The 26719-nt window shown below is 41.2% G+C and carries 25 protein-coding genes and 2 riboswitches; of the genes, 7 read left to right on the plus strand and 18 right to left on the minus strand.

Annotated features, from left to right (window positions below; genetic code table 11):
* Window positions 1–221 precede the first annotated feature (221 nt).
* Entirely contained in the window at window positions 222–1169 is a 948-nt protein-coding gene (locus D1970_RS01830) for a hypothetical protein (RefSeq protein ID WP_119111184.1), read from the minus strand.
* Window positions 1133–1300, minus strand: coding sequence for a hypothetical protein (locus D1970_RS22140; protein WP_181213409.1), 168 nt, complete (start codon window positions 1298–1300; stop codon window positions 1133–1135). Before D1970_RS22140 ends, D1970_RS01830 begins: the two co-directional genes overlap by 37 nt.
* A gap of 819 nt (window positions 1301–2119) precedes the next feature.
* On the opposite strand from D1970_RS22140, the gene D1970_RS01835 reads away from it, so the two are divergent.
* On the plus strand, window positions 2120–2302 hold the full coding sequence (locus tag D1970_RS01835) for an aspartyl-phosphate phosphatase Spo0E family protein (RefSeq protein WP_119111185.1): 183 nt from the start codon (window positions 2120–2122) through the stop codon (window positions 2300–2302).
* 15 nt (window positions 2303–2317) lie between these two features.
* Here the strand turns inward: D1970_RS01835 and D1970_RS01840 are convergent, their stop codons facing one another.
* The 3 genes from D1970_RS01840 to D1970_RS01850 form a co-directional block, all read right to left on the minus strand.
* Window positions 2318–2641: a hypothetical protein gene (locus D1970_RS01840; protein WP_142920985.1), complete on the minus strand. Its 324-nt coding sequence runs from the start codon at window positions 2639–2641 to the stop codon at window positions 2318–2320.
* A 95-nt stretch (window positions 2642–2736) separates the two neighbouring features.
* Window positions 2737–3486 carry a DUF8453 domain-containing protein gene (locus tag D1970_RS01845; RefSeq protein ID WP_119111187.1) on the minus strand — a complete coding sequence of 250 codons (750 nt, stop codon included), beginning with the start codon at window positions 3484–3486 and terminating at the stop codon, window positions 2737–2739.
* Between the two features lie 135 nt (window positions 3487–3621).
* The gene (locus D1970_RS01850; protein WP_119111188.1) at window positions 3622–3816 is read right to left on the minus strand and encodes a hypothetical protein; all 195 of its coding nucleotides are present in this window, start codon (window positions 3814–3816) and stop codon (window positions 3622–3624) included.
* A gap of 253 nt (window positions 3817–4069) precedes the next feature.
* On the opposite strand from D1970_RS01850, the gene D1970_RS01855 reads away from it, so the two are divergent.
* Entirely contained in the window at window positions 4070–4540 is a 471-nt protein-coding gene (locus tag D1970_RS01855) for a YjfA family protein (protein WP_119111189.1), read from the plus strand.
* Between the two features lie 223 nt (window positions 4541–4763).
* On the opposite strand, the gene D1970_RS01860 is transcribed toward D1970_RS01855, so the two are convergent.
* The 5 genes from D1970_RS01860 to D1970_RS01880 form a co-directional block, all read right to left on the minus strand.
* Window positions 4764–5123: a hypothetical protein gene (locus D1970_RS01860; protein ID WP_246370250.1), complete on the minus strand. Its 360-nt coding sequence runs from the start codon at window positions 5121–5123 to the stop codon at window positions 4764–4766.
* Window positions 5116–5202: riboswitch (cyclic di-GMP riboswitch) on the minus strand. It overlaps the preceding gene by 8 nt.
* Before the next feature lie 180 nt (window positions 5203–5382).
* Entirely contained in the window at window positions 5383–6564 is a 1182-nt protein-coding gene (locus D1970_RS01865) for a Ger(x)C family spore germination protein (RefSeq protein ID WP_119111190.1), read from the minus strand.
* The gene (locus D1970_RS01870; protein WP_119111191.1) at window positions 6561–7652 is read right to left on the minus strand and encodes a GerAB/ArcD/ProY family transporter; all 1092 of its coding nucleotides are present in this window, start codon (window positions 7650–7652) and stop codon (window positions 6561–6563) included. Before D1970_RS01870 ends, D1970_RS01865 begins: the two co-directional genes overlap by 4 nt.
* Window positions 7653–7671: 19 nt before the next feature.
* Window positions 7672–9207 (minus strand): spore germination protein, encoded by a 1536-nt coding sequence (locus D1970_RS01875; RefSeq protein WP_119111192.1) that lies wholly within the window; start codon window positions 9205–9207, stop codon window positions 7672–7674.
* A 255-nt stretch (window positions 9208–9462) separates the two neighbouring features.
* Window positions 9463–11706: a PAS domain-containing protein gene (locus D1970_RS01880; RefSeq protein WP_119111193.1), complete on the minus strand. Its 2244-nt coding sequence runs from the start codon at window positions 11704–11706 to the stop codon at window positions 9463–9465.
* Between the two features lie 444 nt (window positions 11707–12150).
* Here D1970_RS01880 and D1970_RS01885 point away from each other — a divergent pair, with 444 nt between their 5' ends.
* The 4 genes from D1970_RS01885 to D1970_RS01900 all read left to right on the plus strand — a co-directional run bounded on the left by D1970_RS01885 (window position 12151) and on the right by D1970_RS01900 (window position 16121).
* Window positions 12151–12828 (plus strand): response regulator transcription factor, encoded by a 678-nt coding sequence (locus D1970_RS01885; protein WP_119111194.1) that lies wholly within the window; start codon window positions 12151–12153, stop codon window positions 12826–12828.
* Window positions 12825–14204: a sensor histidine kinase gene (locus tag D1970_RS01890; RefSeq protein WP_119111195.1), complete on the plus strand. Its 1380-nt coding sequence runs from the start codon at window positions 12825–12827 to the stop codon at window positions 14202–14204. The genes D1970_RS01885 and D1970_RS01890 overlap by 4 nt, the downstream gene beginning before the upstream one ends.
* Before the next feature lie 127 nt (window positions 14205–14331).
* Window positions 14332–15432: an ABC transporter permease gene (locus D1970_RS01895; protein ID WP_119111196.1), complete on the plus strand. Its 1101-nt coding sequence runs from the start codon at window positions 14332–14334 to the stop codon at window positions 15430–15432.
* Window positions 15432–16121 (plus strand): ABC transporter ATP-binding protein, encoded by a 690-nt coding sequence (locus D1970_RS01900; protein ID WP_181213408.1) that lies wholly within the window; start codon window positions 15432–15434, stop codon window positions 16119–16121. Before D1970_RS01895 ends, D1970_RS01900 begins: the two co-directional genes overlap by 1 nt.
* A 43-nt stretch (window positions 16122–16164) precedes the next feature.
* Here the strand turns inward: D1970_RS01900 and D1970_RS01905 are convergent, their stop codons facing one another.
* The 5 genes from D1970_RS01905 to D1970_RS01925 all read right to left on the minus strand — a co-directional run bounded on the left by D1970_RS01905 (window position 16165) and on the right by D1970_RS01925 (window position 21369).
* The gene (locus D1970_RS01905; RefSeq protein WP_181213407.1) at window positions 16165–16956 is read right to left on the minus strand and encodes an energy-coupling factor transporter transmembrane component T family protein; all 792 of its coding nucleotides are present in this window, start codon (window positions 16954–16956) and stop codon (window positions 16165–16167) included.
* A gap of 14 nt (window positions 16957–16970) precedes the next feature.
* Window positions 16971–18431, minus strand: coding sequence for an ABC transporter ATP-binding protein (locus D1970_RS01910; RefSeq protein ID WP_119111198.1), 1461 nt, complete (start codon window positions 18429–18431; stop codon window positions 16971–16973).
* Between the two features lie 10 nt (window positions 18432–18441).
* Complete coding sequence (locus D1970_RS01915) at window positions 18442–19023, minus strand: ECF transporter S component (RefSeq protein ID WP_119111199.1); 582 nt, start codon at window positions 19021–19023, stop codon at window positions 18442–18444.
* A gap of 25 nt (window positions 19024–19048) precedes the next feature.
* On the minus strand, window positions 19049–19729 hold the full coding sequence (tenA, locus tag D1970_RS01920) for a thiaminase II (protein WP_119111200.1): 681 nt from the start codon (window positions 19727–19729) through the stop codon (window positions 19049–19051).
* A gap of 150 nt (window positions 19730–19879) precedes the next feature.
* Window positions 19880–19987, minus strand: a riboswitch (TPP riboswitch).
* Between the two features lie 653 nt (window positions 19988–20640).
* Window positions 20641–21369: a ZIP family metal transporter gene (locus D1970_RS01925; protein ID WP_119111201.1), complete on the minus strand. Its 729-nt coding sequence runs from the start codon at window positions 21367–21369 to the stop codon at window positions 20641–20643.
* A 664-nt stretch (window positions 21370–22033) separates the two neighbouring features.
* Between D1970_RS01925 and D1970_RS01930 the strand changes: the two genes are divergently transcribed.
* The gene (locus D1970_RS01930) at window positions 22034–22678 is read left to right on the plus strand and encodes a phosphatase PAP2 family protein (protein ID WP_119111202.1); all 645 of its coding nucleotides are present in this window, start codon (window positions 22034–22036) and stop codon (window positions 22676–22678) included.
* Window positions 22679–22837: 159 nt separating this feature from the next.
* Here the strand turns inward: D1970_RS01930 and D1970_RS01935 are convergent, their stop codons facing one another.
* From D1970_RS01935 to D1970_RS01945, 3 genes are all read right to left on the minus strand, one after another.
* Window positions 22838–23032 carry a hypothetical protein gene (locus tag D1970_RS01935; protein ID WP_119111203.1) on the minus strand — a complete coding sequence of 65 codons (195 nt, stop codon included), beginning with the start codon at window positions 23030–23032 and terminating at the stop codon, window positions 22838–22840.
* 574 nt (window positions 23033–23606) lie between these two features.
* The gene (locus tag D1970_RS01940; RefSeq protein WP_119111204.1) at window positions 23607–25226 is read right to left on the minus strand and encodes an amidohydrolase; all 1620 of its coding nucleotides are present in this window, start codon (window positions 25224–25226) and stop codon (window positions 23607–23609) included.
* A gap of 107 nt (window positions 25227–25333) precedes the next feature.
* A complete protein-coding gene (locus tag D1970_RS01945; RefSeq protein ID WP_119111277.1) occupies window positions 25334–26674 on the minus strand; it encodes an aspartate aminotransferase family protein in 1341 nt (446 codons plus the stop codon).
* Window positions 26675–26719 lie beyond the last annotated feature (45 nt).

A 26719-nucleotide genomic window follows, 5' to 3' on the forward strand; every position in this document is an offset into this window, starting at 1 on the left:
TCAAAAGTATTGACTTATATTAGCTGGTATAATGTAATAACTGTGGTAATATAGTCTCATTCTTTAAATCACTTAATCTTTCTCAAATAACATATCCGTTACGTTACTTCAATAAAAAATTAAAAAAACAGAGTTATAAGGTTTTAAGTTCTATACTTCCATTATCGATGTTTTATCGTTGCTAGTTAAAGTTCCTATTTGTTCCTCTGTCCCCATTACTCCTATCTTATCAGGGCTCGCCGACGGTCATGCAGTACCAGCAGAATGATAATCCCCATTATCACGCCCAGGACGATACCGGCCTCCGTGGTCAGCACCCGTGCCAGCGGGTACTCCGGGGTGGACTGAAAATCGGGGCGAATGACGGAAAAGAGGTTGTAAGAGAACAGCATTCCCGACGAGATCCATGCCGCTGCCATTGGGGGCAGGAACCTCTGTGACCCGCGGCGTGTGATCAGCACCAACAGGCCCCACGCCCCCGCTAAGGCCCACGCGCCGGTATTCAACGTCAGCAGGTACCACCACAGATCACGGTCATCCAGCATGGCCGGGTCGATGCCGAGAGTGCCGCCCACCGCCCAGAACACCTTAATGATGCCGAGCAGGATGCAGCCGGCTACGACGATCCTGCCCAGGGTGATCTGTAGCTGCCGGGTGTGTCCCGGCAGCTCCCCGTAGTCGATCGGACCGTCCAACGCCTCCGGCCACCGTAACTTGGTGTAACCCGCCAAAGCGAGCGGCAAGCAAATACCGACCCCGACCAGAGAGACCATAACAAAGATCTGCTCGTAGCCCCAGAAGTCGGCGGCGCCTGCCTCCTTGTCCCGGGTCATGGCGGCCGGGCCAAGCACCGGTGCGAGCAACAGCATGGGAACAAGAAGACCAGTGCCCACCCACACGGGCAGAGCCACTAGCCACGCGGGCAGCCGTTCACCCCACGGCCTGCTGAACGCCATCGCCAGCAGGATGCCGACCGCGGCGACAACCACGGTAGCTGCGTTGATCGCTCTCCAACTGGCGTCACCCATTTGCTCAGTCGGAAGGAAGAGGCCGAAAGTCCAGGCGATTTTGATCAACAGATACGGCGTCACCGCTATGGCGGCGCAATAACCACAGATTCTACGCATCTTCATCAATCCTGAGGGTAGACGATGTTCCGTTCCTGCCATGTCGTCACCTCGGCCTCCGGGCGGGCGGTGCCCTTAATGAGTGTTCCCTCTTCGCGGGAGTGAGTGATGATCGTCATTTCTGATCCCCTTCCTTTTGCCTTTAGACCTTTAGATAAAAGAATGTTATCCAAATTTATCCCCTCCTGTTTATTTCCTTAGTTAATATAGAGTTATTTAGAAATTATGTTTCAATTTCAAGAATTCTTCTTCAACTAATTCCCCCCCTTTAAGTACATTTATTCATAATCTCACACCAGTATTAACATAATTATCTAGTTTTGTTTGGAAGTCTGATTCCATTAAATGGCCCTTTAACGGAACAACTCTATGTCACTCAATAATTCCTTAATCCACCTTTTATTCAGATGTTCTTTTTCTTTTAGTCATAAAAACACCCCTTCAGACAAAAATATCCAAAAGGGTAAAGCTTCACATTTTTTTTATAAACATCGCGACTTTATTTCAAATCCACACTCTTTTCGTTTTTTTTTCTTCATAGTCTTTTATGCACTCCACCATTTTTTCCGTAAAATCTGATTTAAGATCATCCAAATTATATTTGATTTTTTGTAACCATAGCTGGTTTTTTAATGAAGATAAAGAAAACACTAAAGAAATGTAACACCTGAAAAGATTGCCTTAAAGGGTAAGCTTTTTTTTACCACTTTTTATACCACTATCAAGGCATATCAAGCCAATCTATCTAGTTTACAATAAACCTATACAAACCTATGCTAGAATGGTTCAATCCTGCATCACTCATTCTTCAATACCCGGTTAATAACATACAAAGCTTGTTTGTTGTTGCATGACTAGTATAATTTGTTATAGTAAATTATACCCAACAAGGAAAAAATGTCATTTTTTGTACATATAACCTATTTAAATGGTTATCCTTATTTGGTAAAATAAGTATTGTTAGTGTCATATTTGTCAAAAGGGGTCTGATAATGGAAAGTGCCACAGTTCTTATTCTGAAAGAATTGCATCAATATATCGAATACCTGAGGAGCAATATGATTTCTCTGGGCACTCAATTTGGTTTCAATCACGAGATGACCATCAAAGCAAGCCAAGAACTCGATTATTTGATCTACAAGTATCAAGTGATTACACGAAAAATGGAAACTTAATTTTTCATGTATTAATTACCAGCCATTACGTTCCCAGATTGTTTCTAACTCACTTGGACTTAATCCAACATGTACGGCATCATAATTCTCTAAATAATAGAATCCGCGTCGTTCGTGAATTTTCAGAAATTTTAAACACCCTTTTTTTGTTAGCTGCTGATATTCATTTCGAACAATTAGGAGCATATGAAAGGATTTTGGTATGCAATGTTCAATCGCCATACTCAAAACAGTCACAGACATAGTGACAACCTTGTTTTTCGCTCTATAGCTATTGCCCGCCCCCCTATATTTAACCTCTAACGAATCAGGATTCTTTACTAATTGCTCGGTTGCCATTGCCATCCCTGCCATCACCCTATCGTTACCAGGGCATCCATCTCTCCAGGTCAAACATTTTCCACTAGGATCATTTAATGAGGTCTAGTTTACTATCAGAACGTGGAAGAAATTTCATCAACTTGGAAATTTATCTTGAAGCTATAATCTGTTAACTTACCATCCTCTTCACTTGCAATGGTTTTGATTAACTTTGGTATAATGATAAAGTTCCTGGACACTTTTTGTTCAAACGTGTCCATATATTCTATTTCGAGGTTTAGATTTGGAACGACTTTTAAATCCAGGTGTTCCTCGAGAAGTAAATGATATAAAAATGATAAAATTTCCAGATATGAAAAGGGGAATGATAATGGATATTCTTTATCTTTTAATAAAATAGGAAAATAGTTTTTCAAATCACTTTTTAGAAAAGTGACACCATTTTCCGTACTTAATTCAAAATCAGGTACATATTTATATATTTTCCGTTGTCCAATCTCATAAGTCTGGATCAATCTAATACTGTTCTCCATATCAAAAAACCATTTAAAGTTTAACTTTTTCGCGTGACCTACTCCAATATTAGTTACCACCAACTTTGGCTCCTGTACCGCCTCATTACAAAAACTCCCATAACCATTTTCGGGATTAAAGTTTAAACTGTATCCTGCATCCGATATATGGACATAAGGCCTAATTTGATCTATTCTTTGCTGCCTCATCTCTTCCAATTGCTCAGATGTAATTCGGGATGATGTTTTTGCCGCAATGGCGGATTTCCATGCAGCGATAGCAGCAATTAACGTTCCTAACGCGGAAAGGATTTGCACCCAATCCACTATGCTAAGTCCATATAGATTCAAACTTCTTCCCCCTCATCAAACTTAACCCACTTCACCTTTCATTTTGATGAATAACTTTTTTCTCCGTAGTCGGGCAGTAGAGTGAACTTAAGTTAACCATTGCACACATCGATGATAAGACTTCCCTTTGCATCATTATATAAATATTCCAGTTTCATTATGCTCTGATTTATATCGTATTTCTTTCAGCATCACTAGAGATTCCCCTAACTTATAATGACAGCCGCTTTTGCCGAGATCCTCAAGTAATATTGCTGGCTGTTTTATAACTTCTTCTGCCGAATTTGCAGCGTTTTTAAAATCTTTTGTTCTTCCCCGGGCAATTTTCATTCATCGTTTATCCTTTGAACCATGACACCCACATTTGTTTACTAAGTCCTTTATCATGAAACTTAAATCTCCTTTTTTTACATCGTCTCATTTACTATATCCAGACCATATTTACCATTTTCTTCTTAAATGATTGACTTCATGAAAACTCCCCTTTAACATAACATTGTAATTTTAAAAAATTCTGGAAAAGGAGGAAAACCGGAACTACAGTCCACAAAAAAATCCCTAATAAAGTCGGAGGTTTAAATTAATGAAAAATTTAATGAAAAAAGCTTCCACCCTGCTGTTTATTTTGCCGTTACTCTTCTTCGGAAATATGAAAGCCAATGCTGAAGATCATTCTTATGATGGAAAAAGCCCTTACTATAATGATTGTGCATCAAGTGCCACTACTAAGGCTACTTCATACTTAATAAATGAAAAAAATGAAAAAATAGGTGTTGTTGAGTTAAAATTCAGCTCTACTTGTAAAACTGCTTGGGCTAAAATTACGATGAATAACAATGTACCTTCTGGATTCGAAGCAAATGCTGAAGTAACTCGGAATACAGATAAAAAACGATTTAGCTGCGACTCAGCAGGTGGAAATGGTAAGGTTGTTGCCGGGCAAAAATCCTGCTACACACCAATGGTTTATGATTTAGATCCACGGACATCTTATGCTTTTGGGAAATATTACGGCCCCAACTATAATATATGGGCTACGACGGGTTCATTTTAAAAATAGTTCAAGTGTAAATACCCATTTGTAACGTTGGTTTCATTTTCTCTTAGTCCTAATTTTGATTACATGCATTTCACTTTTTTATAGGCTACTGAATTTATACCGGGCAAGGGCAGTCGCCTTCTCTTAAAACATGTGAATGAGTTCCTTGCCCGAATAAATATTAATAAAAAAAGACGATATTCGAATCGTCTTTTAAATCATTCAGTATTCATGCTTGTTATCTTGCTTCCAGGATGGAATGAAGTTTTTCTTCAGCCACTTGCAAGTCCATTGATAAACCAGTTAAAAATTCTAAAATAGGATCCTGTTTAGCCATTTGCTTCATACTTGAAAAAACATTAGGTTTTAGTTCCCTTATAATCGTCATGATTTCAATGGTTGGTAATACATCTGAAGAATTATGTCTTAAAAAATTTCTTATAAAACTAACAAATGTAAATGTTGATCCTGGATGATCCTCAAATTCCTCCATCAATTGAAAAAATCTCTTAATAATAAACTTTAGTCCTTCTTTATCCTTCCGCATGGTCGTCCCTTTCTTTTTCATAATACCCAAATGCGGCGCTACATTTGGCAACCCGGCTATCATCATTCAAAAGAATTTTAGACCCGTGGCTTTGCGTCCTTATCTTTCGATAAGTTTGCCTTTTTCATCTTGAATATTATCGGATGAATCATGCGAAGGTTTAGAACTTTATTACTGTTTTTTAAAAGTCTAGATTTCCCGTCCTCCAACGGCAACAGAATTGAGGTCTTGACAAACACTTTCTCTGTAACAGAACAAAAGCAACCAGGCCTCCTCCCCTAGGGGTAAAGTCTGGTTGTTTTTGTCTTTTCTATGACCGGGCATCTGTGTTACCGTAATTTATAATTTTTACTTTTATGGAGTATTTAATCGGGAGTTCAGCAAAGGTTGCATCCCAATCATCCTTGACTCTATTCCACGTTTTCGGGTATTTAATCCGTAGCTCATTATCAAAGCCAACAACATCTACTTTATAATGCTTTTGCGTCTTTTTCAGTGTTCTGGCTAGGGTTTTTTCCATTTCTTCCTTAATTAACTCTTCTGCTTCACTAGCAATTTTTTCTGACGGCTCTTTAGAGTCCTTCCAATTTTCTGATAGTATTCCTTCTGAGTCAATCTTGATGTCAAAAGAAATTTTCCCTCTTTTCACATGCGGGATGATCTTACTTTTAATCGTCTCGATTTCATAAACCATTGGCTTACCTGACTGCTTTTCAAACGCGGGGATAGGTCCGCCCTTTGCATCGCCAGTAATCAACGTAATCCCGGTTAAATCGTCTTCACTAATATAACCGATCAGCTTGTTTGTTTTCCCACGCATAATACCTGCACCGGAAAACTTGACTTCTCCATCCTCTGTATATACATTTTGCAGAAGGTAACTTGATTTTGAGTAGGACTCCCCCTGTATTTTCGCCAACGTCATTGGATTTAGGATTCTCGACGACCTGTAGGCGTTATCAACAATGCCGAGAAGGCGAAAAGAAGGAATTACTGCAGGATCCTTGGATTGCAGTGTATCCTTAGCAGGACCTTTACTAACAAGGACAAGGCAACTGAGCCTGGCTTCGCTGTCACGTAAATAAAAATCCATTATTTCCCTGATCCCTATCTTTTTTAAAAGTTCTCCACTGACAACAATTACTTTTGTATGGTGAAACATGATTGGATTCTCTTCCCGCAATGAAATCACCCGGATGTTCTGATGATTTGTGTTTCCGATCGCAGATACATTTGTAAACTGCTTTTGCCCTCCACCCTTTGAATCCGGCGTTGTTGCGCTTGTATTGATATACTGGAATGTTACAGCCAAGTCACCCTTTTCCTGGCTTGATGACACTTGATCAATATGCCTCATTTCTTCTGCTAACTGATCTCCATCATCAATCGCAATTCCCACATTTAAGCTTAAATCTTCAATTTCCTTGCTGCTCCAACAGCCAGAGAGCACCGTTGAAATAAGAAGAATCAGAAGCAACAATGCTTTTTTCATCTCACTCTCCCCTTCCACTTTGCCAGAATAAGAAGTGGTAGCGGGATGAAGCCAAACAAAATGATCGCTGACTTCCCAAGTATGTCTCCAAGTGAAAAAACTTCATCAATTGTTCTCGGCGTCATTGAAATTAGAAATAAAAATGGCAGCAGACCTAATAATACTTTTTGTGTCTTTATATTAAACATTTGGCTTATTCCCAGGAAAGCTACAAAATAAGTAATACAGAATGTCGAAAATATTTGCATGGACCAAATCACAAGCAAAAATGACTCGAACCGTTCGAAAAGAAGGCCTTTCATCTCATAGCTTCTAATCAGATCCAATGTCGGCCATGTTCGATGTACGACACCGTCTATCGAGAGGGCTGCAATGACTGCCACCATCGTGATAACGTAAAACAGAATCGGAATGCCGATTCCAAATATTGTGCTTTTCACTGCCTTTTCAGGCTTTTCCATATAGGCCACCAAAAATAGCATGCTTTCAAACCCAATATAAGCGAACACTGTTTTAGTCAAACCTTTAAGCACGGGCTGGATGCCCTCTCCCAGAAAAGGACGTAAATTATCCATTTCAAAACTTTTCGTACTCATCAAAATGACAAGCAAAAAGACAGCAACGGAAATCGGAAAAACGATTTCGAACAACCGTGCAAGTGAGGTAATCCAGCCTTGCAAAAGGTAATAACCGATCCAAATAAACGGCATCGATATGGCCCAGGCGGGAGTTCCTTCCAGAATCATATAACTCGTCACGTCCGACAGCGTCCTAACCTCATAGGCTGACAATACCACGAAATAAATAACCAACAAAATGCCATATGTTTTCCCGGCCCAATTTCCAATTAATATGTTAACGTATTGGTAAATCGTCTTACCAGGATAACACTGGCTAAGCTTAACCATTATTACTCCTAAAACAATCGCGATGCAGCCGCCGATCAACACGCTGAGCCAGGCATCCGGTGTCTTTACTACCGCAACTACAGTACGAGGAAGTGTAAGGATTCCCGAGGCAAGGATATAACTGGACGTAAAGATAGTTGCCTGGACTGTTGTAATCTTATTACGGTTATTCATCAACATTGTGATCCCTCTTTCTTCATTAACCTTTACGGCGGGGTTCCTTGGTCTGAAGAAGGACAGGCCGGCTCTTCATTAAAAACATAGGCCCACGGACGATAAAATCTTTCAAGTCCTTCATGCGTAAAGGTGTCCATGGACTGATATATGGAACACCAAAACTGTACAGCCTGACCAGATGGCTTAAAAACAACAGTGTAAACAATACAACACCGTACAAGCCATATATCGATGCGGCCAACATCGAGATAAACCGCAGGATCCTTAGTGAAGTCCCTAGGCTGTACTGTGGCATGGCAAACGAGGAGATTGCTGTTAAGGCGACAACTATAACCATGATTCGACTCACAATTCCGGCACTGACCGCAGCCTCGCCGATAATCAAACCTCCAACGATCCCGATTGCCGGTCCGATTGGTTTTGGCAGGCGGAGACCTGCTTCCCTAAGGATTTCAATCGCAATCTCCATCAACATGGCCTCAAGCAATGTAGGGAATGGAACACCTTCGCGCGACCCTGCAATGGAAATTGCCAGTTTCGTTGGGATAAGACCGGGGTGGAAGGATATGAAAGATATGTATAAGGAAGGTCCGTAAAGCGTAATGAAAGCTGCTAAAAATCTAAGCAACCTGACAAGAGTTGCGGGAATCCAGCGTTCGTAATAGTCTTCAGGCGATTGCAGCAGCATGCTTAGTGTTACCGGTGCAATTAGAACGTATGGAGTACCATCAAGCAGTATGGCTACCCTTCCTTCCATCAATGCTCCCATGACTCTGTCAGGGCGTTCCGTACTTTGAATTTGAGGGAAAGGACTTAAAAAATTATCTTCAATGAGTTGCTCGATATACCCGGACTCCGGAAGAAAATCTATTTTAATTTTATCTATTCGTCTCACAATTTCGTCCACTAAATCCTGATTTGCAATCCCATTAATATAGGCAATCACCGTTTGCTTTTTGGCCCTTTCACCTACCGATTTTTTCAAGAAAAACAAGTCCTCGTTTTGGCCCTGGTTCCTGAGTATTGCAGTGTTATCCTTTATATTCTCTGTAAAGCCGATTCTAGGGCCCCTTACCAATGGTTCTGAAATCGGTTCTTGAAGATCACGGGTTTTCGGTTTTTTGATGCCAAGAACCAGCACTTCTGGGACACTTTCAATGATCAAAGCTGCCGACCCGTTCAATATTTCAATGACTGCCTTTTCCGGCTCATCGGATTCCTTGATTTCCCCAATTGACAATACATTGTTTTTAAGAAAATCCTTTAGGCCATCCTGCTTAATTTGTTCCTTATCAGTTTCAGAAAAAGGTTTCATTAAAGAACTTAAGAGAAACTTATCGATCAATTCCTTATCTGACAGACCATCAAGATAAAAAAGAGCTGCCTTAAGCTTCGTATTATTTAAACGGAACTTCCTGAACAAGATATCGGAATTTTCTCCTAAAAGATCTTTAACCTTCTTCAAGTCAGATTCGAAATTCCCTGTAAATACGGGGGATTGTTTCGTTTCTTTTCCATTTTTCTTGCTTTTTTGCTCTTCTTTATCTAATGATTTCATTGCTTTTTCCTCCCCTCTTTATCCTCGATCGATGAGAATAACTTTGTTAGCAGGAAAGGGACAGCCATTGTAATGCCTGCTTGCATAAACACTTGCCAAGTCGGGATATACTGTGATATTTTTGCCAGCATGTTTCACCTCGAAATTCCTGCCATATTCGTCTACATGTAGCATTCATCTAATTCAGGGATTTTATTCTTCTACCAATATTGTGTCTTTTAGGCAAATAAAAAAGGCAACCGCCATGGTCGCCTTTTATTCCATACTGATACCCGGATTTTGTTTTCCAAAACTGTCTTTGGCCAATCCATTCACCGGGATCCTAATTTTAACTGTTGTCCCTTCATCCTCCTTACTGATAATGGTAAGCTCACCGCTATGATTTTCGATAATTTTTTGGCAGATCATCAGGCCCAGGCCAATTCCTTTTTCATGGTTGGCATAATAGGGTTCACCCAATAATTCGAACCTGTCGGGACTTATTCCACTCCCATTGTCAGCTACGGTAATAAAGACATTGTCACCGATCCGTTCTGTCCCAATCCATACTTGCCCAGTTTCTTTTCTGATAATCGAGTTGATTGAATTATCTAATATATTAATTAACACTTCTTTCAATTGATCTGCGTCACCCATTATATAATCGCTACGGGACAGATTACCATGGTCGAATAGAATACATGGGAACAAATCAGTGGGACTGAAGACCTGAATCACATCCAAAAGAATGCTTAGAATACTGACTTTTTTGACTTCTTTTCCTTCTGAATCTTTCCCAAGCAGCAGCATTTGTTTAATGAATTTCTCAATATTCTTGATTTCAATGTCGATGATATAAAAATATTCTTCAGGCACAAAATTTTGCAATAGCTGCATGAAGCCTTTAATGCTAGTCAGCGGATTACGGATTTCGTGTGCAATACCAGCAGCAAGGTTTTGGATGATCATCAGCCTCTTCTGCTTTTGCAGGAGCTCCTGCCTCTCTGTTAACATGGTAATGTCCTCGGCAACACCGGCAATTCGAATCGGTTCGGGACTGTCATTATATATATAGAAAATCCGCTCTTTTATCCATCTCGTCTCTCCGCTTTCAGGCTGAATCCTGTATGATCTTATCAGACCGTCTTGATTTATCAGATTCTTTTGTTCTCCTGCGGGAATAAGAGGCTGCAGCGGACTGACGCTTTCCGGACAGCTATGGATACTAACCGGTCCAGTAAGTTTGTCCAGAGCAGGACTGATATAAATGTATTCACCTGTTTCGATATCTTTTATCCAAAAAATATCATTTATATTCTCGGCTAGCTGGCGGAATCTTTCTTCGCTCTCCCTTAATAATTGGTCCGCTTTTCGTTTTGCTGTGACATCCCTGGCAAATACAATTGATCCCGTCTTTTTCCCAATTTTGATCAGCGTTGATGCCACTTCAAAATATTTAGTTGAGCCATCCATACAAATATACTTCTCCTCAAGCAATCCTACATGCTTATTTCTCTTTAACTCTCTAATCCGGTTCTTAACAACCTTATGGTAGTCAGGATGGATGATATCATAAATGGATTTTCCCTTTAGCTCAGTCAGGCAACTCGCCTTTAACGATTTGATTCCTGCCTCGTTCATATAGACAATTTTGCCATTCATCTGGACAAAAATCATTTCAGGCGACAGTTCGATTAATGTTTCGTAGAGATCCTGGCTTAGCTTCAACTGCTTTTTGATCCGTTTTTCGGAAGTAATGTCCCTCGCCACCCCGATGATGGATTTAATCCACCCATCTTTTGATTTCAATGGTGAAAAAGAGACATGAAAGTCATACCATTTCCCGCCTATTTCAATTTGACATTCATAGGTATAAGATTTTCCATTAAAAGCATGGTTGATGGCGATCTGGTGAAGCGGTTCCTTTTCCCTATCGACAATCCCATAAACACTTTTCCCAAGCAGGCTAGACTCAGGGATACCATTTTTCTCGAACCATCGCCCATAAACAGCTGTGTATTGAATGTTTGAGTCAATTGTAAAGATTAATTCATCCATTGATTGAATGAGGCATTCGAACCTTTGTTCACTATCAAGACACTTTTCTTTTGCCATTTTTTCTTCCGTTATATCTGTTACAGTGCTAATGATTAATGGTTGATGGTTTGAACCGAAATAAGCTGTATCTGCTGCAAGTCTAAACCAGGCTGCTCGTTCTTTTTGTTCTTTCAGACTCCAAACAGCTTCGGATTTTTTTCCTGTGTGAATCGTTTGAAATGAAGGGTATTCAGCAAATTCCTGAACGTCTTTCCCGTCCTCCGTGACAAAACGAATCAGTGAGCCAAAGGACATCCTGCCTTTTAGCTCCTCCCTATTTGTACCAAACAGGTTACAAAACGCTTTGTTAGCAAAGAGGATTTCTCCTTCGCGATTCCGAATGACAATGCCTGCGCCAACGGCATCGAATAAGGAGAAGTCAACTGCTTGTTTTGATTCGAAATCAACAGGTTTCTCTGTCATGCAACTTCCCCCATTTCTATAGTAAGAAAGGATGGTTCATGTCATACTATTATACTCCACTATATTTTATTGAAAGGATACTTTTCAACAGTTAATGTATTAAAAATATCATCGTTTATCTAGTGAAAACCGTTGTGAACATTTACGGAACTCTTTACCACCATGTGCGAAATCGCTGATTTCATTTTATAATGAAAAAGATGGACAAACCATACCATTTACATAAATCAGAACCCTAATTCCCCCGTCTCTCTTCATTTTTAATGACCTCAATATGTGGAGCCGGCTAAGTTGGCACATTTTGATGCACTAAGCATAGGACTTCCGTTACTTTAGAGATGGAGAGCCGTCGAAACAGAGAAATTTAAGCTTTATCAGTTTTTAGAGAAGTGATCGTTTCCCTAAACCGGAGGGGACCTATTCGAAAGGAGAAGATGAATTGCCATGCTAAATATTTTGGTAGCGGATGATGACCCGAATATACGGGAACTCTTGAAATATTATTTGGAATCGGAGGGGTACCAGGTGCATGAAGCTGTGGATGGTGAAGAAGCGTCCGCACTTCTGCTTGAAAAACAGATGCACCTTGCTGTGGTTGATGTCATGATGCCAAACAAAGATGGCTACCAGCTCACTGAAGAGATTAGAAAATACTATGACTTCCCGATCATTTTACTAACTTCAAAGGACCAGCTTCGGGACAAGGAAAAAGGATTCTCTGTCGGAACTGATGATTATTTAACGAAGCCTTTTGAACCAAAAGAACTGCTTTTTCGAATAAAGGCATTGCTGCGACGTTACCAAATGGTTAATGGAAACACAATCAGGCTCAACAACACTGTGATTGACCAAAAAAGCTATGAAGTCAATTGCAGCGGTCAGGTATTAATGCTGCCGATGAAGGAGTTCGAGCTACTATCTCAGCTGGCTAGCTATCCCAATCGGATTTTCAGCCGGGAAGAATTAATTCATAGTATTTGGGGAGCTGATTTTTATGGGGATGACCGGACGGTGGATGTCCATATCAAGCGGCTACGTGACCGCTTTTTCGCAAAAACAGACGATTTCACTATCAAAACGATCAGAGGCGTTGGCTACAAATTGGAGGTTAAGGAAAAGTGAAATCTCTATATTCTCACATTTTAGCGGTCACATTATCCACAATGTTACTGAGCGGAATCATTTCATTCCTTTTTTCTAATATTTATTATCAAGTGTATTTAAAATCTTATAACGATGAAAAAGTTACCGCAATGGCCAATAACATTGCTGATTTTTATTTACAAAACCCAAAACTAAACAAAGATAATTACCTGTCGCATGTTGGAGAGCTTGGCTATGAGATCTATCTTGTTGATCAAGACGGCCAAGAATCATACTATGGAGGGTCCTTCAGCAAAAAGGATATTGATACGAAAGTAGTCAGCAATGTTTTTAAAGGTAAGATTTATCATGGCATCCGGGATTTCCCTTCAAAGACATTTATCACGGGTTTCTTTGACAGTTCTGTCATTAATACCATTGGCGTTCCGCTCATTGCGGATGGAATATCGTACGCCATGTTTGTGAGGCCTGATGTTGGATACCAGTTTGGTGAAATGCGCATTTTCTTCGCTGTCATTCTCTCTTTGTCTCTTGTGCTTAGCATCATTCTTGTCATGATTAGCACACGATACATCGTCCGTCCGGTTTACCGGTTAACGGAGGCTACAAAACAGGTTGCCCAGGGCAATTATAAGATTGATCTTAAGGTGAACCGGCGCGATGAAATCGGCCAGCTTGCGGACCACTTTTCCCACATGGCAAAAAGCATTGAACAGCTTGAGGAAATGCGTCAGGAGTTTGTCTCTAATGTTTCCCATGAAATTCAGTCTCCCCTCGCTTCCATCCAGGGATTTTCGCAGACTCTCCAAGTCAAGGAACTGCCTGAGGAAACGAGGAAACACTACCTGTCGATTATTGAAGAAGAAAGCAGGCGTCTTTCTCAACTCAGCAAACAGCTACTAATGCTTGCTTCTCTTGAAAAAGAAGAGACCATCATGGATAAAAGCACCTTTGATGTCGCCGCCCAAATTAAACAAGTGCTGTTCATGACAGAGTGGAGTTGGAGGGAAAAGGATTTGGCTATAGACCTTGATATCCCGAAAACCATGATATATGCAGATGAAAAATTGATGTACCAGGTTTGGGTGAACCTGATTACTAACAGCATCAAATTTTCAGACAGCGGAGGTTCGATTTCAATAAAGATCATAAAAGGCGAAAAGGAATGCCATATTGAAATAAAGGATACAGGCAAGGGAATATCCGAGAAAGACCTTCCTCATATTTTCAACCGATTTTACAAAGCAGATAAAGCCCGAAGCCGTAAAGAAGGAAGCAGCGGCCTTGGTCTTGCGATTACAAAAAAAATCATTGATCTCCACAATGGATCCATTTACGCAGAGAGTGAATTATCGAAGGGAACAGCTTTTCATATCACGATTCCCAAGTTGTAAACCTTTGTTCATATTGTGTTCATATTCCAAACCTATACTGTGATTAAGAGTTAAGCAACACTAAAGGAAATGCTCCTTATGAATCTTGCTTATACTGCTTTTCAATATAGGAATGGAGTTGGTTTATATGTTTCTCGCACTTCGTGAAATGAAGCATGCCAAGCTGCGCTACTTATTAATCGGACTGATTATGGTCCTCATTTCATGGCTGGTACTTTTTGTAACAGGCCTTGCAAATGGGCTTTCATCTGATAATGCTTCATCAATTCAGAACATGAACGCTGATTATTTAATTCTTCAAAAAGACTCGGACAATCAGGTTAACCGGTCTGAAATAACGAAAGACCTAGCCAAAGAGGCTGGCAAATATACCGATGCTTCTGATACTGAAAAACTCGGCTTGCAAATGTCCACTGTCCTGAAAGGCGAAACATCAAAGAAATTGGATGTTACATTTTTTGCAGTGGATCAAGAGGGATTTTTAGCACCGAAAATAACAGAAGGCAAAGCAATAGACAACAATGACAAAAATGGAATTGTTGCGAATGCTTCTTTGAAAAACGAAGGCCTCCGCCTTGGAGACAAAATCAAAGACCAAATATCCGGAAAAGTTTTTACCATTAAAGGCTTTACTGAAGGCCAATCCTTCAGCCATACTCCTGTCGTATTCGTGAACCTCGAAGAGTGGGGCAATATCCAATCTTCAGTCGGTCAGGAAGAAACAACTGTGAACGCAATTGCCCTGAAGGCGACGGACAAAACTGCCGCGAAAATTGAAAAAGAAATGAAGGACGTAAATGTCCTCACTGTTGATGAGTCCCTGAAAGGGATACCTGGCTACTCGCAGGAACAAAGCTCACTATTGATGATGATTGTCTTCCTGTTCATCATTTCTGCCATCGTCCTGGCTGTCTTCTTCTACGTCATCACACTGCAGAAAATCAACCAGTTTGGAGTATTGAAGGCAATTGGCGCAAAAACAAGCTATCTGTCGATCAACATTGTTTCGCAAGTAACTTTCCTGACAATATTAAGTCTCATCGTCAGCGTTTCGATTACTTATGGACTCAGCTTTATCCTCCCTGCGGGAATGCCATTTGTCCTTACCCCTTCAGTGGTCCTTATATGTTCGGGACTGTTCCTGGTGGTTTCACTTGGAGGAGCTGCATTGTCACTCTACCGGGTAGCGAAAGTTGATGCAATAGATGCGATTGGGAGGGCTGTATAATGGATTACAAACTCATTCTTGAAGATATAAGCAAAGTTTACGGAGATGGCGATACTTCGATTAAAGTACTTGACCGTGTCTCATTGAAAGTGGAAGCTGGAGAATTGGTGGCTGTTGTCGGCCCTTCCGGCTCAGGAAAAAGCACATTCCTGTCCATTGCGGGTGCACTGCTTAGTCCGACAAAAGGCAGAATTGTCATTGCCGATAAAGAAATCAATAAGCTTTCTGAGAAAAAATTGAACAGAGTCAGAATGGAAAGCATTGGATTTGTGTTTCAGTCCGCCAACCTTATCCCCTATTTAACGGTAAAGGAACAATTGCTCCTTATCCCGAAGCTTGCGGGCAAGCATACAAAAGACGATGAGGAAAAAGCGGATGATTTACTGAAGCGGCTCGGTCTTTATCATCGGGCCGACCACTATCCTGAAAGCTTATCCGGCGGTGAAAAGCAGCGGGTGGCGATTGCCCGCGCCTGGATGAATGATCCTGAAATCATTCTTGCTGACGAACCGACTGCGAGTCTTGATTCCGAAAGAGGACGATCTGTCGTCCACATGCTTGCAGATGAAGTCAAATTAAGAAGTAAGGCTGCCATCATGGTCACACATGATAAGCGTATGCTCGACCTATGCGACCGAGTCGTGTACATTGAAGATGGAAAATTAACTGAAATCTCAAATCAAGAATAACCTAAAAACCGAACCTCACATATATGAGGTTCGGTTTTTTTGCTTAAAAATTTACCTGTTTGAAATAAGGCCACTCTGCTGAAAAATAATATCCCGCAGCCAGAACAACCAAAAAGTAACCTATGAAAAGCACATCATTCCACGAAAATCCCGTTTGATAATAATAGGTCCTTTGTCCGGCCATCCTGAACCTTTTTGCTTCCATGGCTACTGCGATTCTGTGCGCCCTTCGAATGCTTTGCGAAAGCAGCGGAATAGAATAGGCAGATATTTTTCGAAAAAAGCCTCCCGCCCCTTTCTTCCCTTCCCACCCCCGCACTTTGCGTGCATGCCGGATTGTCTGGAATTCTTCTGCCATGATTGGCAGCATCCTCATGGCAGCCATGAAGCTATATGCGTATGCCGGACGGAGTTTCATCTGCTGCATCAGCGAGTAGAACAGAAGGACCGGTTTAGTCGTCAAGGCAAAGGTTAGTCCAAGTGCAGCTGTTGCAAGAGCTCTCAATCCAACAAGCAATCCCCTATAGAAACTCTCTTCTGTTATATGGATCAGCCCAAATTTCAGGATTGTGGTCTCCCCTTTACCGAACAAAATCATGGTGAAGGAGGTCGATACAAATACGACGAAGAAAGGAATGGAGAACAGTAAAATCCGTTTAAAAGGGTGACCTGTGAATAGGATGAATAAGAGAAGAACCGCAATTGTAAAAGAAAACAGATAGTTCAGATCGTCGATCAAGAGCATGACGGTAAAAAGGCTGATAATAACCAGCAGTTTTAGGCTGGGATTAATTTGGTGCAGCCATGTCTCTTTTGGACTCCACTCGATGTACATGATTCTCCCTCTCTTTACACGGTGCAGGTCATCCCTGCCCGCTCACTTTCCAGGATATATTCATTCTTGATGATACGGCCGTGATCAATTGCCAACACTCTCGTGGCGAAGCCTTCGACAATCTGCTCGTCATGTGACACCATGATGATTGCCGCCCCTTTTTTTCTGAATTCCTCCAGCTTGTCGAGAATAGCAAACGTGTTTTTTGCATCCTGCCCGAACGTAGGTTCATCCAGGAGAAGAATATCCGGGTCTGCGATGATAGAAGCAGCCACGCTTAATCGACGCTTCTGCCCAGTTGACAATTGATACGGATGTAGATGCTGCTGTTTCTCGAGAGCGAAAACCCTCAGCGTGTTCTCAACCATGGCGGCGATGTTACCTTCTTCTAAGCCTTTCATCCTTAATGAAAAAGCAGTTTCTTCATATACTGTGCCTGCAACAAACTGAAACTCTGGATTTTGAAAGACAAAAGCTACTTCTTTAGCGGGATTCACGCCTTTTAGAATACGTTTCCCTTTTAAAAGATAATTCCCTTTTGTTTTGATAAATTGCATTAAAGCATGAAGGAATGTGCTTTTGCCTGCACCATTTTTCCCAGTGATGACTACCCATTCCCCGGCCTGTACTTTCAGATCATCGACATGGATTTTCACTTCTTTACCGTGAATGCCTTTGAAATCACTAAGGCTGATAACTTCTTTCCCATTTGCCGGGATACTCTTACTCCCTGCTGGTATTTGGCTGATATATTCCTCCCAAACTCCAGGAAACCAGATTCCCTGTTCCCTCAGTTCAGTTCTGTGCCTTGCAAAGATTTCTCCTTTTGTTCCATCAGCCATTAAGTTTCCATTTCCATCCAACAAGATGATCCTGCCAGCAAAGTCGAGCACATGATCGATTTTGTGCTCCACAATGATGACAGTTTTGTCTCTTCCCACCTTTTTCAGCGTATCCCAAATATCTTTTGTTCCTTCAGGGTCGAGCATGGCTGTCGGCTCATCTAAAAAAAGCACTTCCGGTTTCAGTGCAAGAACCGATGCGATCGCAAGCCTCTGTTTCATTCCTCCGGAAAGTGACTGTATCTTTGTGTGAAGGGCGGGAAGTCTTATACCAACTGCTGAGAGCAGTTCTTCCATCCTTTCCGCCATTTTTTCTCTCGGAGTCTGGAGATTTTCGAGAACAAAAGCCATTTCTTCGTCAACGTATGGCATGCAAAACTGTGCATCAGGATCCTGAAAAACATATCCCCACTCCTGAGGGATCTCTAACGCTTCTGCACGGCAGGGAATATCGATAGAGCCAGGGATAATGCCGGACAAAAGCTGCAGGAATGTGGACTTCCCGCAGCCTGAAGGACCGAGGATCAATACCTTCTCACCTTTGTTAAATGACACGGAGAAATCCTTGAACAGCATGTTTTTGCTTCCTGGAAACGCCAAACGCAATTTTTCAACCTGTACAATTGGCTTCAACTTTCTCCTCCTACTGATTCAATGTGTCATAGTCTTTGTCTGTAGCAGGACGCACGAGATTTGTGACACCTGTCGCTTCGAGTGCTTTCACCAGATAATATGGCAGCACGCCTGCAAACAATGCACCGCCAAGGAAGCGGGCAATCATAAATAATGTGAGGTTCCAGGCGGAGAGGCTGCCGATTTCACCGTAATAGTAATCCATGATGACAGACCCGGCGGCTGCAGCTAATCCGCCAAGTATCATAACGCCAATATTGAACTTTTTGTATTTAAAAGCCATCAGCACAAACTCGAAAAATAGACCCTGGACGACTCCATAAAGAAGTATGGTAAGGCCCCAGGCTGAGCCTAGCAAAAATTCTCCTGAAGCAGCTGCAATTTCAGCCAGCAGCGCAACTCCCGGCTTTCGGATGATTAAGAATGCAACCGGAGCTGCAATAAACCACATACCGTAGATAAACTGGTCCATCTGCAGTCCCAGAGGCTTCAAAGCGTAATATAATGTTCCCCAGAGGATATATACTAGCCCGAAAGCAACCGCGATCATGACTGTAATGAGGATTTCCGTTAATTTCATACTTTTTTTCATTTTATAAGTCTCCCTGTTATCATACTTATCTTACTGGCTGTGCTGATAATGGCCATTCTTCCCGTGTATAGGCCATCTCCCAGAACATGTACTCATATTCCGTACTGATCATGAAATGCTCTTTCATTCTCACTCGGTCCGCTGCTGTAACATGTTCGGCTGCTTGATCTAATCTTGCTACTTCTTCTTCAACAATTGCGCGGAACCAATCACTGCCGTAAGCAGCAATCATTTCCTGATAAATCGGCTCAGCTGGATTGCAGTCCTTCAGCAATTCGCCTATATCATAATAAAGCCAGTAGCATGGCAATAGTGCTGCGAGAGTATCTCCGAACTGCCCTGTCAAAGCAGCCCTGTACATATGTGAAACATAGGCATAGGCTGTCGGCGACGGTTTGAAGCTTTTTCTTTCTGCATCGGTAATGCCGAGCCTCTTTGAAAAGTTCTCATGAAGTGAAAGCTCAGCTTGATATGTAGACTGTGCATGTGAAGCCAGACGGCTTGTTCCTTCCAAGTCTGGGGCCTGGGAAGCACCAATTGCCTGGATTCTTGAAAAGTGGGACAAGTAGTAGGCGTCCTGAAGCACGTAATATCTGAAGTTCTCAAGCGGGAGAGTTCCGTCTCCTATTCCAGTTACGAAAGGATGTGTAAAGCTTGCCTCCCAAATAGCACTTGCATCTTTGCGGATTTCTTCTGAAAATGTCATGAATGTTCCCTCCTGTTTTTAGTGGTGCCGGCTTCCTGCCCTGCTCGCAAAAAAAGCCACTAAAAAAGCCACTTTTTTTGCCTGCGCAAAGAAAGTGGCTGGTAATGGACATAGTCAGATAGCCTTGTGGCTACAAGAAAAAAAAAATATGGGCCCGTTACTCCACTTCCCTACGCTGGTATGATCCAGATCAGGTTCCAAGGGTCAAAAGTATCACTTTCATCTCAGCCTTAAACTAAGGCTCCCCTAGTGGAAAAACTATTAAATTAGCTTTCTTACAAAAAAATCTATGTTCATCGTAACATGATTCACAAAAAAGTCAAACTTTTTGATGGTATGACTTTTGGTTTTGTGGTTGAGCGGAAAGGACGCTTGGCGCTGCTCGCTATTTGCATCACGCTAGCCAATGACACTGGACCAAAAATTAAAGCGGAGATTTAGTAAGGTATAAATGCTTAAAATTCTGATCTTCTAAAAAAAGAGCTCTGGCTAATGGAGAGGGCCTAGCTGTCCCGAAACCCAGCTTTGCTCAATTTGAAGTGGCTGATGGTGAAGAAAGTTTAGATGATTTTAACCAGATATGAACCAACCGTAGATAGAATGGTCTTTACCGGAGATAGATTGGCCGTAATCGAAGATACGGCACTCTGGCATGAGAAATTCGCATAATAGATACTATCGCGAAACCGGTTACAGGTGATATTGGACAAGAACGTTGGCTAATCAAGGACAGAATCCTTCTTTTTTTTAACTTAAATCACGCCAAATTTCCTGTGTTTTTTTAAAAAATCACTAAGGTTCGTAAGTTCCAAAAAAAAGATCGCCTTAGCTAAGCTATGACGATCTTTGTCTTATCTCATTTTTTAAATATATTAGACTTTCCGGGCCTCCTATCCTTCTTAGGACGCCGCTTACGATAAATGGCTGAGGACAAGCGAGCATAGGAGGCCGCTTGCTGCAATCAGCCCAACAATTGGGCCTCCTTCCTCATATGCCTCCGGCATCATGGTGGATGATACCATTGATACCACGCCGCCTGCTGCAAATGCCCCGATTCCTCCAATCAGGACGGGTGATGCATCCGCTAGCAGGATATAGCCTGCAAATGAACTTACTGCGGATAAAGCGAGGACAACCAGCCATAAAATTAGGATTTTACGGTTCGAATAGCCATCTTTTTTCAAACCCACACTGCTCGACATTCCTTCTGGAATATTGCTGATAAAAATGGCTGCAACGAGAAGCCAGCTAACCGATTTTGACTCCAACAGACTTACTCCGAGGATGACAGATTCAGGTATCGCATCGAACACTGTACCGAAAAAAATGGCAAGTCCAGTAGAATTACGTGAACCTTCCCTCGAACGCTTCCGTTCCTTTCCGCCTTTCCTTGAAAGGAGAATATCCACAACTGTAAATATGAGAGCACCTGCGAGAAAGCCGGCCACAGTCGCAGCTAGACCCCCTTCATTTACGGAATCGGCCAAAAGTTCAAAGGAGGCTGCACCAATCAGGACTCCGGTTCCGAAAGCCATAATGGCCCCGATGATGTTTCTCCTAATGTTAAAAAGAATTCCTGCAATTGCTCCCAATAAAACTGCGGATCCTGCGATTCCTCCCCACAATGCTGCTTGCCACATATTTCCACCTGCCTGTCTGAATGACGGATACCTAATATAAAAGAACCATTTGTGTCTTTTTCTTCATAAGAGCTGTATCTTTATTATTTTATTTCTAATCTTTTATATTCAGCGGGAATTAATTTATAAACTTTGAACAAACTTTTCAGTCTGCTTTTTCTTTGTAAATGTGTTAACCCGTGTGACTTGTTTTCCGTTTGATACAACCACTAGATAGCCATCAGAGACGCCAATAATATCCGCGGATCCATTCTTCCCGGTCTATCACTATGACCCCAAATATGGAAAACGCTAACGCACATTAGCACGCTACCCACCCAAAGCGTGCCTGACCCCCGGCGCGGTGGTGCGGTATTGTGTTAAAAATATTTATTTTGGTGAAACTCTGCCTACCTTTTTTTCGTCTAATGGGAGGGTAGAGTTGTTGATAGGAAAAACAGTAAATCTAAAGTGCTTTAAGCTTTGCCAATAGTTTTAAAAAACCGCTAAATAATGAGAAAGTTTTCAGACAAACCAAGTTTTTGTGGTTTATAATAGTCTTATAGACTCATTTCGTAATAATGCTCTTTTTTCCTAGATACTGGACCTGTTAATCTTTTGAAGATTAGTATAATCATAAAAGTGGTATGTAGTAGCAAGAAACCTGGAAAGGGAGGGATAAAAAATGAGAGATAAATTGCAAAAGGCTCCCTTTTTGCTATTTTTGCTCGTTATGCCTATCTTGGGCAGTATCTATAAATTACTGAATAATCACCCGAGGGATGCTGTGATTCTGTCTACTAAGGTGGATACAGCGATTCCGTTCATTCCGGCCTTTATCGTGCCTTATATATTTTGGTATATTTTTATAGTAGGCTATCTCGTTTACTTTTGTTTCAAGGATACAAAAGTGTATTTGAAAACGCTGGGTGTCATTGTCATCGGTGAACTGATCTGCTTCATCATCTACTTCTTCTTCCAAACAACAGTCCCAAGACCTATGCTCCGCGGGGACGGCCTGTTTATAGATTTAGTCGGAATGATTTACCAGCACGATCAGCCATTCAACTGCTTCCCAAGCATTCATGTCCTGACTACTTTTGCCATCATGCTTGGATCAATCCATATCAAAAATAAATCTCTGTTTCATTCTGTCTTCATCCCGCTGATAGGCTCAATGATCATTATTTCCACTTTATTCGTTAAACAGCACTTCATCCTTGATATGTTTGGTTCAATGTTTCTGACTACTTTCGTCTACGGCATCGTTTTTGAACTCTTACATGTTCCGGTGGCAGAAAAGTCCAGAACTCTTTATGTAAAAAAATAAACAAAATCAATGTGTCGGACATTTATTGAAAATTTGCTAAAGGCTGCCTACTCATCGTGGCAGCCTTTTTGTTTTCTATAAATTTACATAGCCGTAAGGATTCATCATTGTGCTGCTATCAACAGTTTCACCAAGTCCATATCATTCATAAAATGGACCTCAGTGACCGCCCCAGCCCCATAGTCCGGGCCTTACCCAAATCCACGGTCTTGGCCGGAACCAGCCCCACGGTTGGCCGTAACCCCACCAAGGCCTTCCAAATCCGTAGCCATAAGGACGGACTCTCTCATTTAATTTCTCGTATTGTAAATCTTGGCCGGGCAGACCATACATAAATTGCATTTCTGGATTCATACTTAATTCTTCCTCTTTTAGCGCTCCATTAACATTATTCAATTACCCAGACGCAGGGTTGGGCGAATGACCCAATAAGCAACTATTGTCGATGTCTTCACTTTAAGGTCCCATACAAACTGGCTTACCTAGTCGGATCTTTAACCCAAAAACAAGTGATGTAAAAAAACTTAGTCAGCCGTTTAAAATGCATCTATTTTATAATTATTATAAATAAGTATTTACTTTCATCTTAAAAGGTATATAATAAGATTACCTAATATTCCTTGAAATTTTCCCACTTAAAACTTTAACTTGAGGTGAACCTTATGAAAGTCACACCAGATGTGTGCCAAAGATGCCATACAAAAATCAAACAATTAAAGCATAGCACGGTTTGCGGCTGCGGCGTTAAGCTGAAAAGGTTTAAAAACATCGTCTAAAAAACCGCCCTCAGCGAGCAATAAAAAAGGTTCCTGCTCCCCGGTCTCACCGGGTCAAACAGTCTGATGTAATAACTTCACCATTGATAAATACTAGATTTGCATTCATAAATACACCATCCTTTTTTCATTTTTATGCAAACTATGATATATTAAATTTTCACTGATTGTTCTTCTTGATAGATAATTTCACCATCAATAATAGTTGTTTCTACTTTTAAATCTTTAATTTGGTTTGGGTTGACACTTAAAATGCTGTCATTTAATATAACTAAATCCGCCAACTTTCCGACCTCTATGCTTCCTTTTATCTTTTCTTCAAAACTCGCATAAGCGCCATTCCAGGTGTATAGTTTAATAGCTTCCATTACGCTTATAGATTGATTAGCACCAAACTCCATTCCAGACTGGCTTTTTCTATTGACAGCAACATGAATTCCTAATAAAGGATTATAGTCAGTAACTGGCGCGTCCGATCCACCTGCTGCCATGATGCCACGATCAATAAAATCACGAACAGCGTACATTTGATTAACACGATCACCATAGTGGTGGACATATATCTCTCCAAATTCATATGGAAAAGGAGGATTTGGAATAGGAACCATCTCAAGTTTTTTCATTCTCTCTTGTAAATCTGGTGAAGAAATTCCCGCGTGCTCAATCCGATGACGATGGTTTTTTCTTGGTGATTCCTCCAACGCCTTTTCCACACAATTTAAATACATTTCAATGGCTTTATCACCTTGTGCATGTACAGTGATTTGATAGCCTTTTTTATGTGCTTCACCTAAAACCTGGTAGATTTCTTCCTCACTATAATAAAGAATGCCATAATTGTTAGAGTCACTGGAGTACGACTCACGGGTTGCAATTGTAGGCCCGGTGCTACTTCCATCTGTAAACAATTTAACTGGTCCAACTTTGAATCTCTCATCTCCGGTACCAGTTACCACACCAGCTTCGACCATTTTATTAACAAATTCATGGGAGTTATTTACCTGACATATCATTGCATATATTCGGACACGAATATCCTTACTCTTCACAGCTTGTTGCAGTAAACGGTAACTCTCAGGACCATTTCCACCTGCCTCATGTATACTTGTTATGCCCGCTGCAACGAAATGATCTGATGCAATTTTCACAGCCTTCATCAGTTCACTTTCTGTATAACTTGCAACCTCGCTCATACCCATATTTGCTGCTTCAATTAACTTTCCTGTAAGCCTTCCTGCCTGATTCTTTTCAATAACTCCCCCATTAGGATCCGGGGTGTTCTCGTTAATTTGCGCAATTTCTAATGCTATGCTGTTCACCACGCTTATATGGCTGCAAGTACGTGATACAATAATGGGGTGTTCAACTGAAATTTCATCCAGCTCAGCGATTGTTGGATAACGCTTTTCCTTCACAGAGGTTTCATTAAAGCCCCAAGCACGTATCCATTCACCTTTAGGAGTTTCTAAGGCTTTCTTTTTCAGGTCATCTAACAAAGCCTCGATAGAATCGATATGTTCGGCTTTACAACTTACCGCCAACTGATTCACCCCATAAAAAATGAGGTGAATATGAGAATCAATGAATCCAGGAAGAAGCGTTTTTCCTTGCAGGTCAATTACATCCGTTTTTTCTCCTATAAAACTCTTAACCTCCTGATTTGAACCAACAACTGCGATACGATTATCTTTTATTGCTACAGCTTCGACTACTGTATTCTTTTGGTCTACTGTAATAACTTCTCCATTTATCAATACAACATCAGCTTTCATAAACTCATCCCTTTCGAAATTACTCTTTTAGAGTGATCAGTTCAGTATTTAAAGCTATATCTCTCGATATGCTATTCCGCTTTTTAACAAGATTTATCAATAATTAGTTAAAGTTGAGATAAACATTCTTTTATTGTTTTAACAATAAAAGTAAAGTCTTCTTCTGTGATGCATAATGGAGGAGCAAGCTGCAAAATATTATTGTAACCTGCAACAGTGTCACCATTTTTACCAATAATTAAACCTTTTTCTTTACAAGCATTGATGACTTTGTTCACCTTTTCAATGGCAGCCGGTTCTTTTGTTTGCTTATCTTCCACTAGTTCAATACCTAAAAGAAGGCCTTTTCCGCGAACATCTCCTACGTTTGGATGCTCTTTTACATCCTCTAGTTCATATAACAGTCGTTCACCCAATTCTTTGGAACGTTCAATGAGTTTCTCATTCTCCATAATTTCCAAATTCTTCAAAGCCAGGGCGCAAGCAGCAGGATTTCCTCCGAACGTATTCACATGGCGGAAGCGATCATAATCTTCACTGCCCATGTATGCCTCATAAACCTCTCGTCTGACTGCTGTTGCTGACAAAGGAAGATACGCACTTGTAATACCTTTTGCCATTGTAATGATATCTGGTTTGACGCCATAGTTCATAAATCCAAACGGCTTCCCTGTCCGGCCAAATCCACATATAACTTCATCACAAATGAGCAACGCACCGTGCTTCTCGCAAATTTCTTTTACTTTTGCCATATATCCATCAGGAGGCATTAAAATTCCGCCCCCGGTAATAATCGGCTCCATAATTAGGCCGGCTACTGTTTGGCTTAACTCCCATGTCATGACACGATCGATTTCATCAGCACTTGCCAGTGTATTAACATCATCTGGATTGCGATACGTATCAGGCGGTGCTACATGCAGAAATCCTTGCCCCAATGGTTCATATTTGTACTTTCGTTGTGCTTGACCTGTTGCTGCAAGAGCCCCCATTGAATTACCATGGTAAGCGCGATAGCGTGAAATAAACTTATAGCGTCCATGGCCCCCTTTTTGCTGATGATATTGACGAGCAATTTTAAACGCCGTTTCATTCGCTTCCGACCCGCTGTTAGAAAAGAAAATGACATAATCATCACCAAGCCATTCATTCAATTTTTCTGCTAACTTAATAGCAGGAACATGGCTTTGTGTCAGAGGAAAGTACGGCATTTCTTCAAGCTGTTCAAAAGCTGCTCTCGCAAGCTCTTTGCGGCCATACCCAACATTCACACACCAAAGACCGGACATACCGTCTAAATAACGATTTCCATCAATATCCGTCACCCATGCCCCTTCTGCTTTTGTGATAATTAAATTCGTTGGACTAGGAGCTGCTCCTCTCATTGCATGCCAAAGGTACTTTTCATCTGCTTTTTGCAAATTTTGTGTTTGTTCTGTCGCTTGCACAATCACCAACTCCATTCTATCCTTTTATGATTTTACATCACTCTT

Origin of the sequence: Mesobacillus zeae (assembly GCF_003570705.1) — a bacterium.
GTDB classification, from domain to species: domain Bacteria; phylum Bacillota; class Bacilli; order Bacillales; family Cytobacillaceae; genus Mesobacillus_C; species Mesobacillus_C zeae.

What these genes read in the sequence shown, in the direction of transcription:
- D1970_RS01895 (WP_119111196.1), top strand. Translation starts at nt 14,332, where the DNA reads ATGTTTCTCGCACTTCGTGAAATGAAGCATGCCAAGCTGCGCTACTTA.
- D1970_RS01875 (WP_119111192.1), bottom strand. Translation starts at nt 9,207, where the DNA reads ATGAAATCATTAGATAAAGAAGAGCAAAAAAGCAAGAAAAATGGAAAA.
- D1970_RS01870 (WP_119111191.1), bottom strand. Translation starts at nt 7,652, where the DNA reads ATGTTGATGAATAACCGTAATAAGATTACAACAGTCCAGGCAACTATC.
- D1970_RS01915 (WP_119111199.1), bottom strand. Translation starts at nt 19,023, where the DNA reads ATGAAAAAAAGTATGAAATTAACGGAAATCCTCATTACAGTCATGATC.
- D1970_RS01855 (WP_119111189.1), top strand. Translation starts at nt 4,070, where the DNA reads ATGAAAAATTTAATGAAAAAAGCTTCCACCCTGCTGTTTATTTTGCCG.
- D1970_RS01830 (WP_119111184.1), bottom strand. Translation starts at nt 1,169, where the DNA reads ATGGCAGGAACGGAACATCGTCTACCCTCAGGATTGATGAAGATGCGT.
- tenA (WP_119111200.1), bottom strand. Translation starts at nt 19,729, where the DNA reads ATGACATTTTCAGAAGAAATCCGCAAAGATGCAAGTGCTATTTGGGAG.
- D1970_RS01930 (WP_119111202.1), top strand. Translation starts at nt 22,034, where the DNA reads ATGAGAGATAAATTGCAAAAGGCTCCCTTTTTGCTATTTTTGCTCGTT.
- D1970_RS01880 (WP_119111193.1), bottom strand. Translation starts at nt 11,706, where the DNA reads ATGACAGAGAAACCTGTTGATTTCGAATCAAAACAAGCAGTTGACTTC.
- D1970_RS01850 (WP_119111188.1), bottom strand. Translation starts at nt 3,816, where the DNA reads ATGAAAATTGCCCGGGGAAGAACAAAAGATTTTAAAAACGCTGCAAAT.
- D1970_RS01935 (WP_119111203.1), bottom strand. Translation starts at nt 23,032, where the DNA reads ATGAATCCAGAAATGCAATTTATGTATGGTCTGCCCGGCCAAGATTTA.
- D1970_RS01835 (WP_119111185.1), top strand. Translation starts at nt 2,120, where the DNA reads ATGGAAAGTGCCACAGTTCTTATTCTGAAAGAATTGCATCAATATATC.
- D1970_RS01865 (WP_119111190.1), bottom strand. Translation starts at nt 6,564, where the DNA reads ATGAAAAAAGCATTGTTGCTTCTGATTCTTCTTATTTCAACGGTGCTC.
- D1970_RS01905 (WP_181213407.1), bottom strand. Translation starts at nt 16,956, where the DNA reads ATGTACATCGAGTGGAGTCCAAAAGAGACATGGCTGCACCAAATTAAT.
- D1970_RS01885 (WP_119111194.1), top strand. Translation starts at nt 12,151, where the DNA reads ATGCTAAATATTTTGGTAGCGGATGATGACCCGAATATACGGGAACTC.
- D1970_RS01940 (WP_119111204.1), bottom strand. Translation starts at nt 25,226, where the DNA reads ATGAAAGCTGATGTTGTATTGATAAATGGAGAAGTTATTACAGTAGAC.
- D1970_RS01840 (WP_142920985.1), bottom strand. Translation starts at nt 2,641, where the DNA reads ATGGCAACCGAGCAATTAGTAAAGAATCCTGATTCGTTAGAGGTTAAA.
- D1970_RS01925 (WP_119111201.1), bottom strand. Translation starts at nt 21,369, where the DNA reads ATGTGGCAAGCAGCATTGTGGGGAGGAATCGCAGGATCCGCAGTTTTA.
- D1970_RS01900 (WP_181213408.1), top strand. Translation starts at nt 15,432, where the DNA reads ATGGATTACAAACTCATTCTTGAAGATATAAGCAAAGTTTACGGAGAT.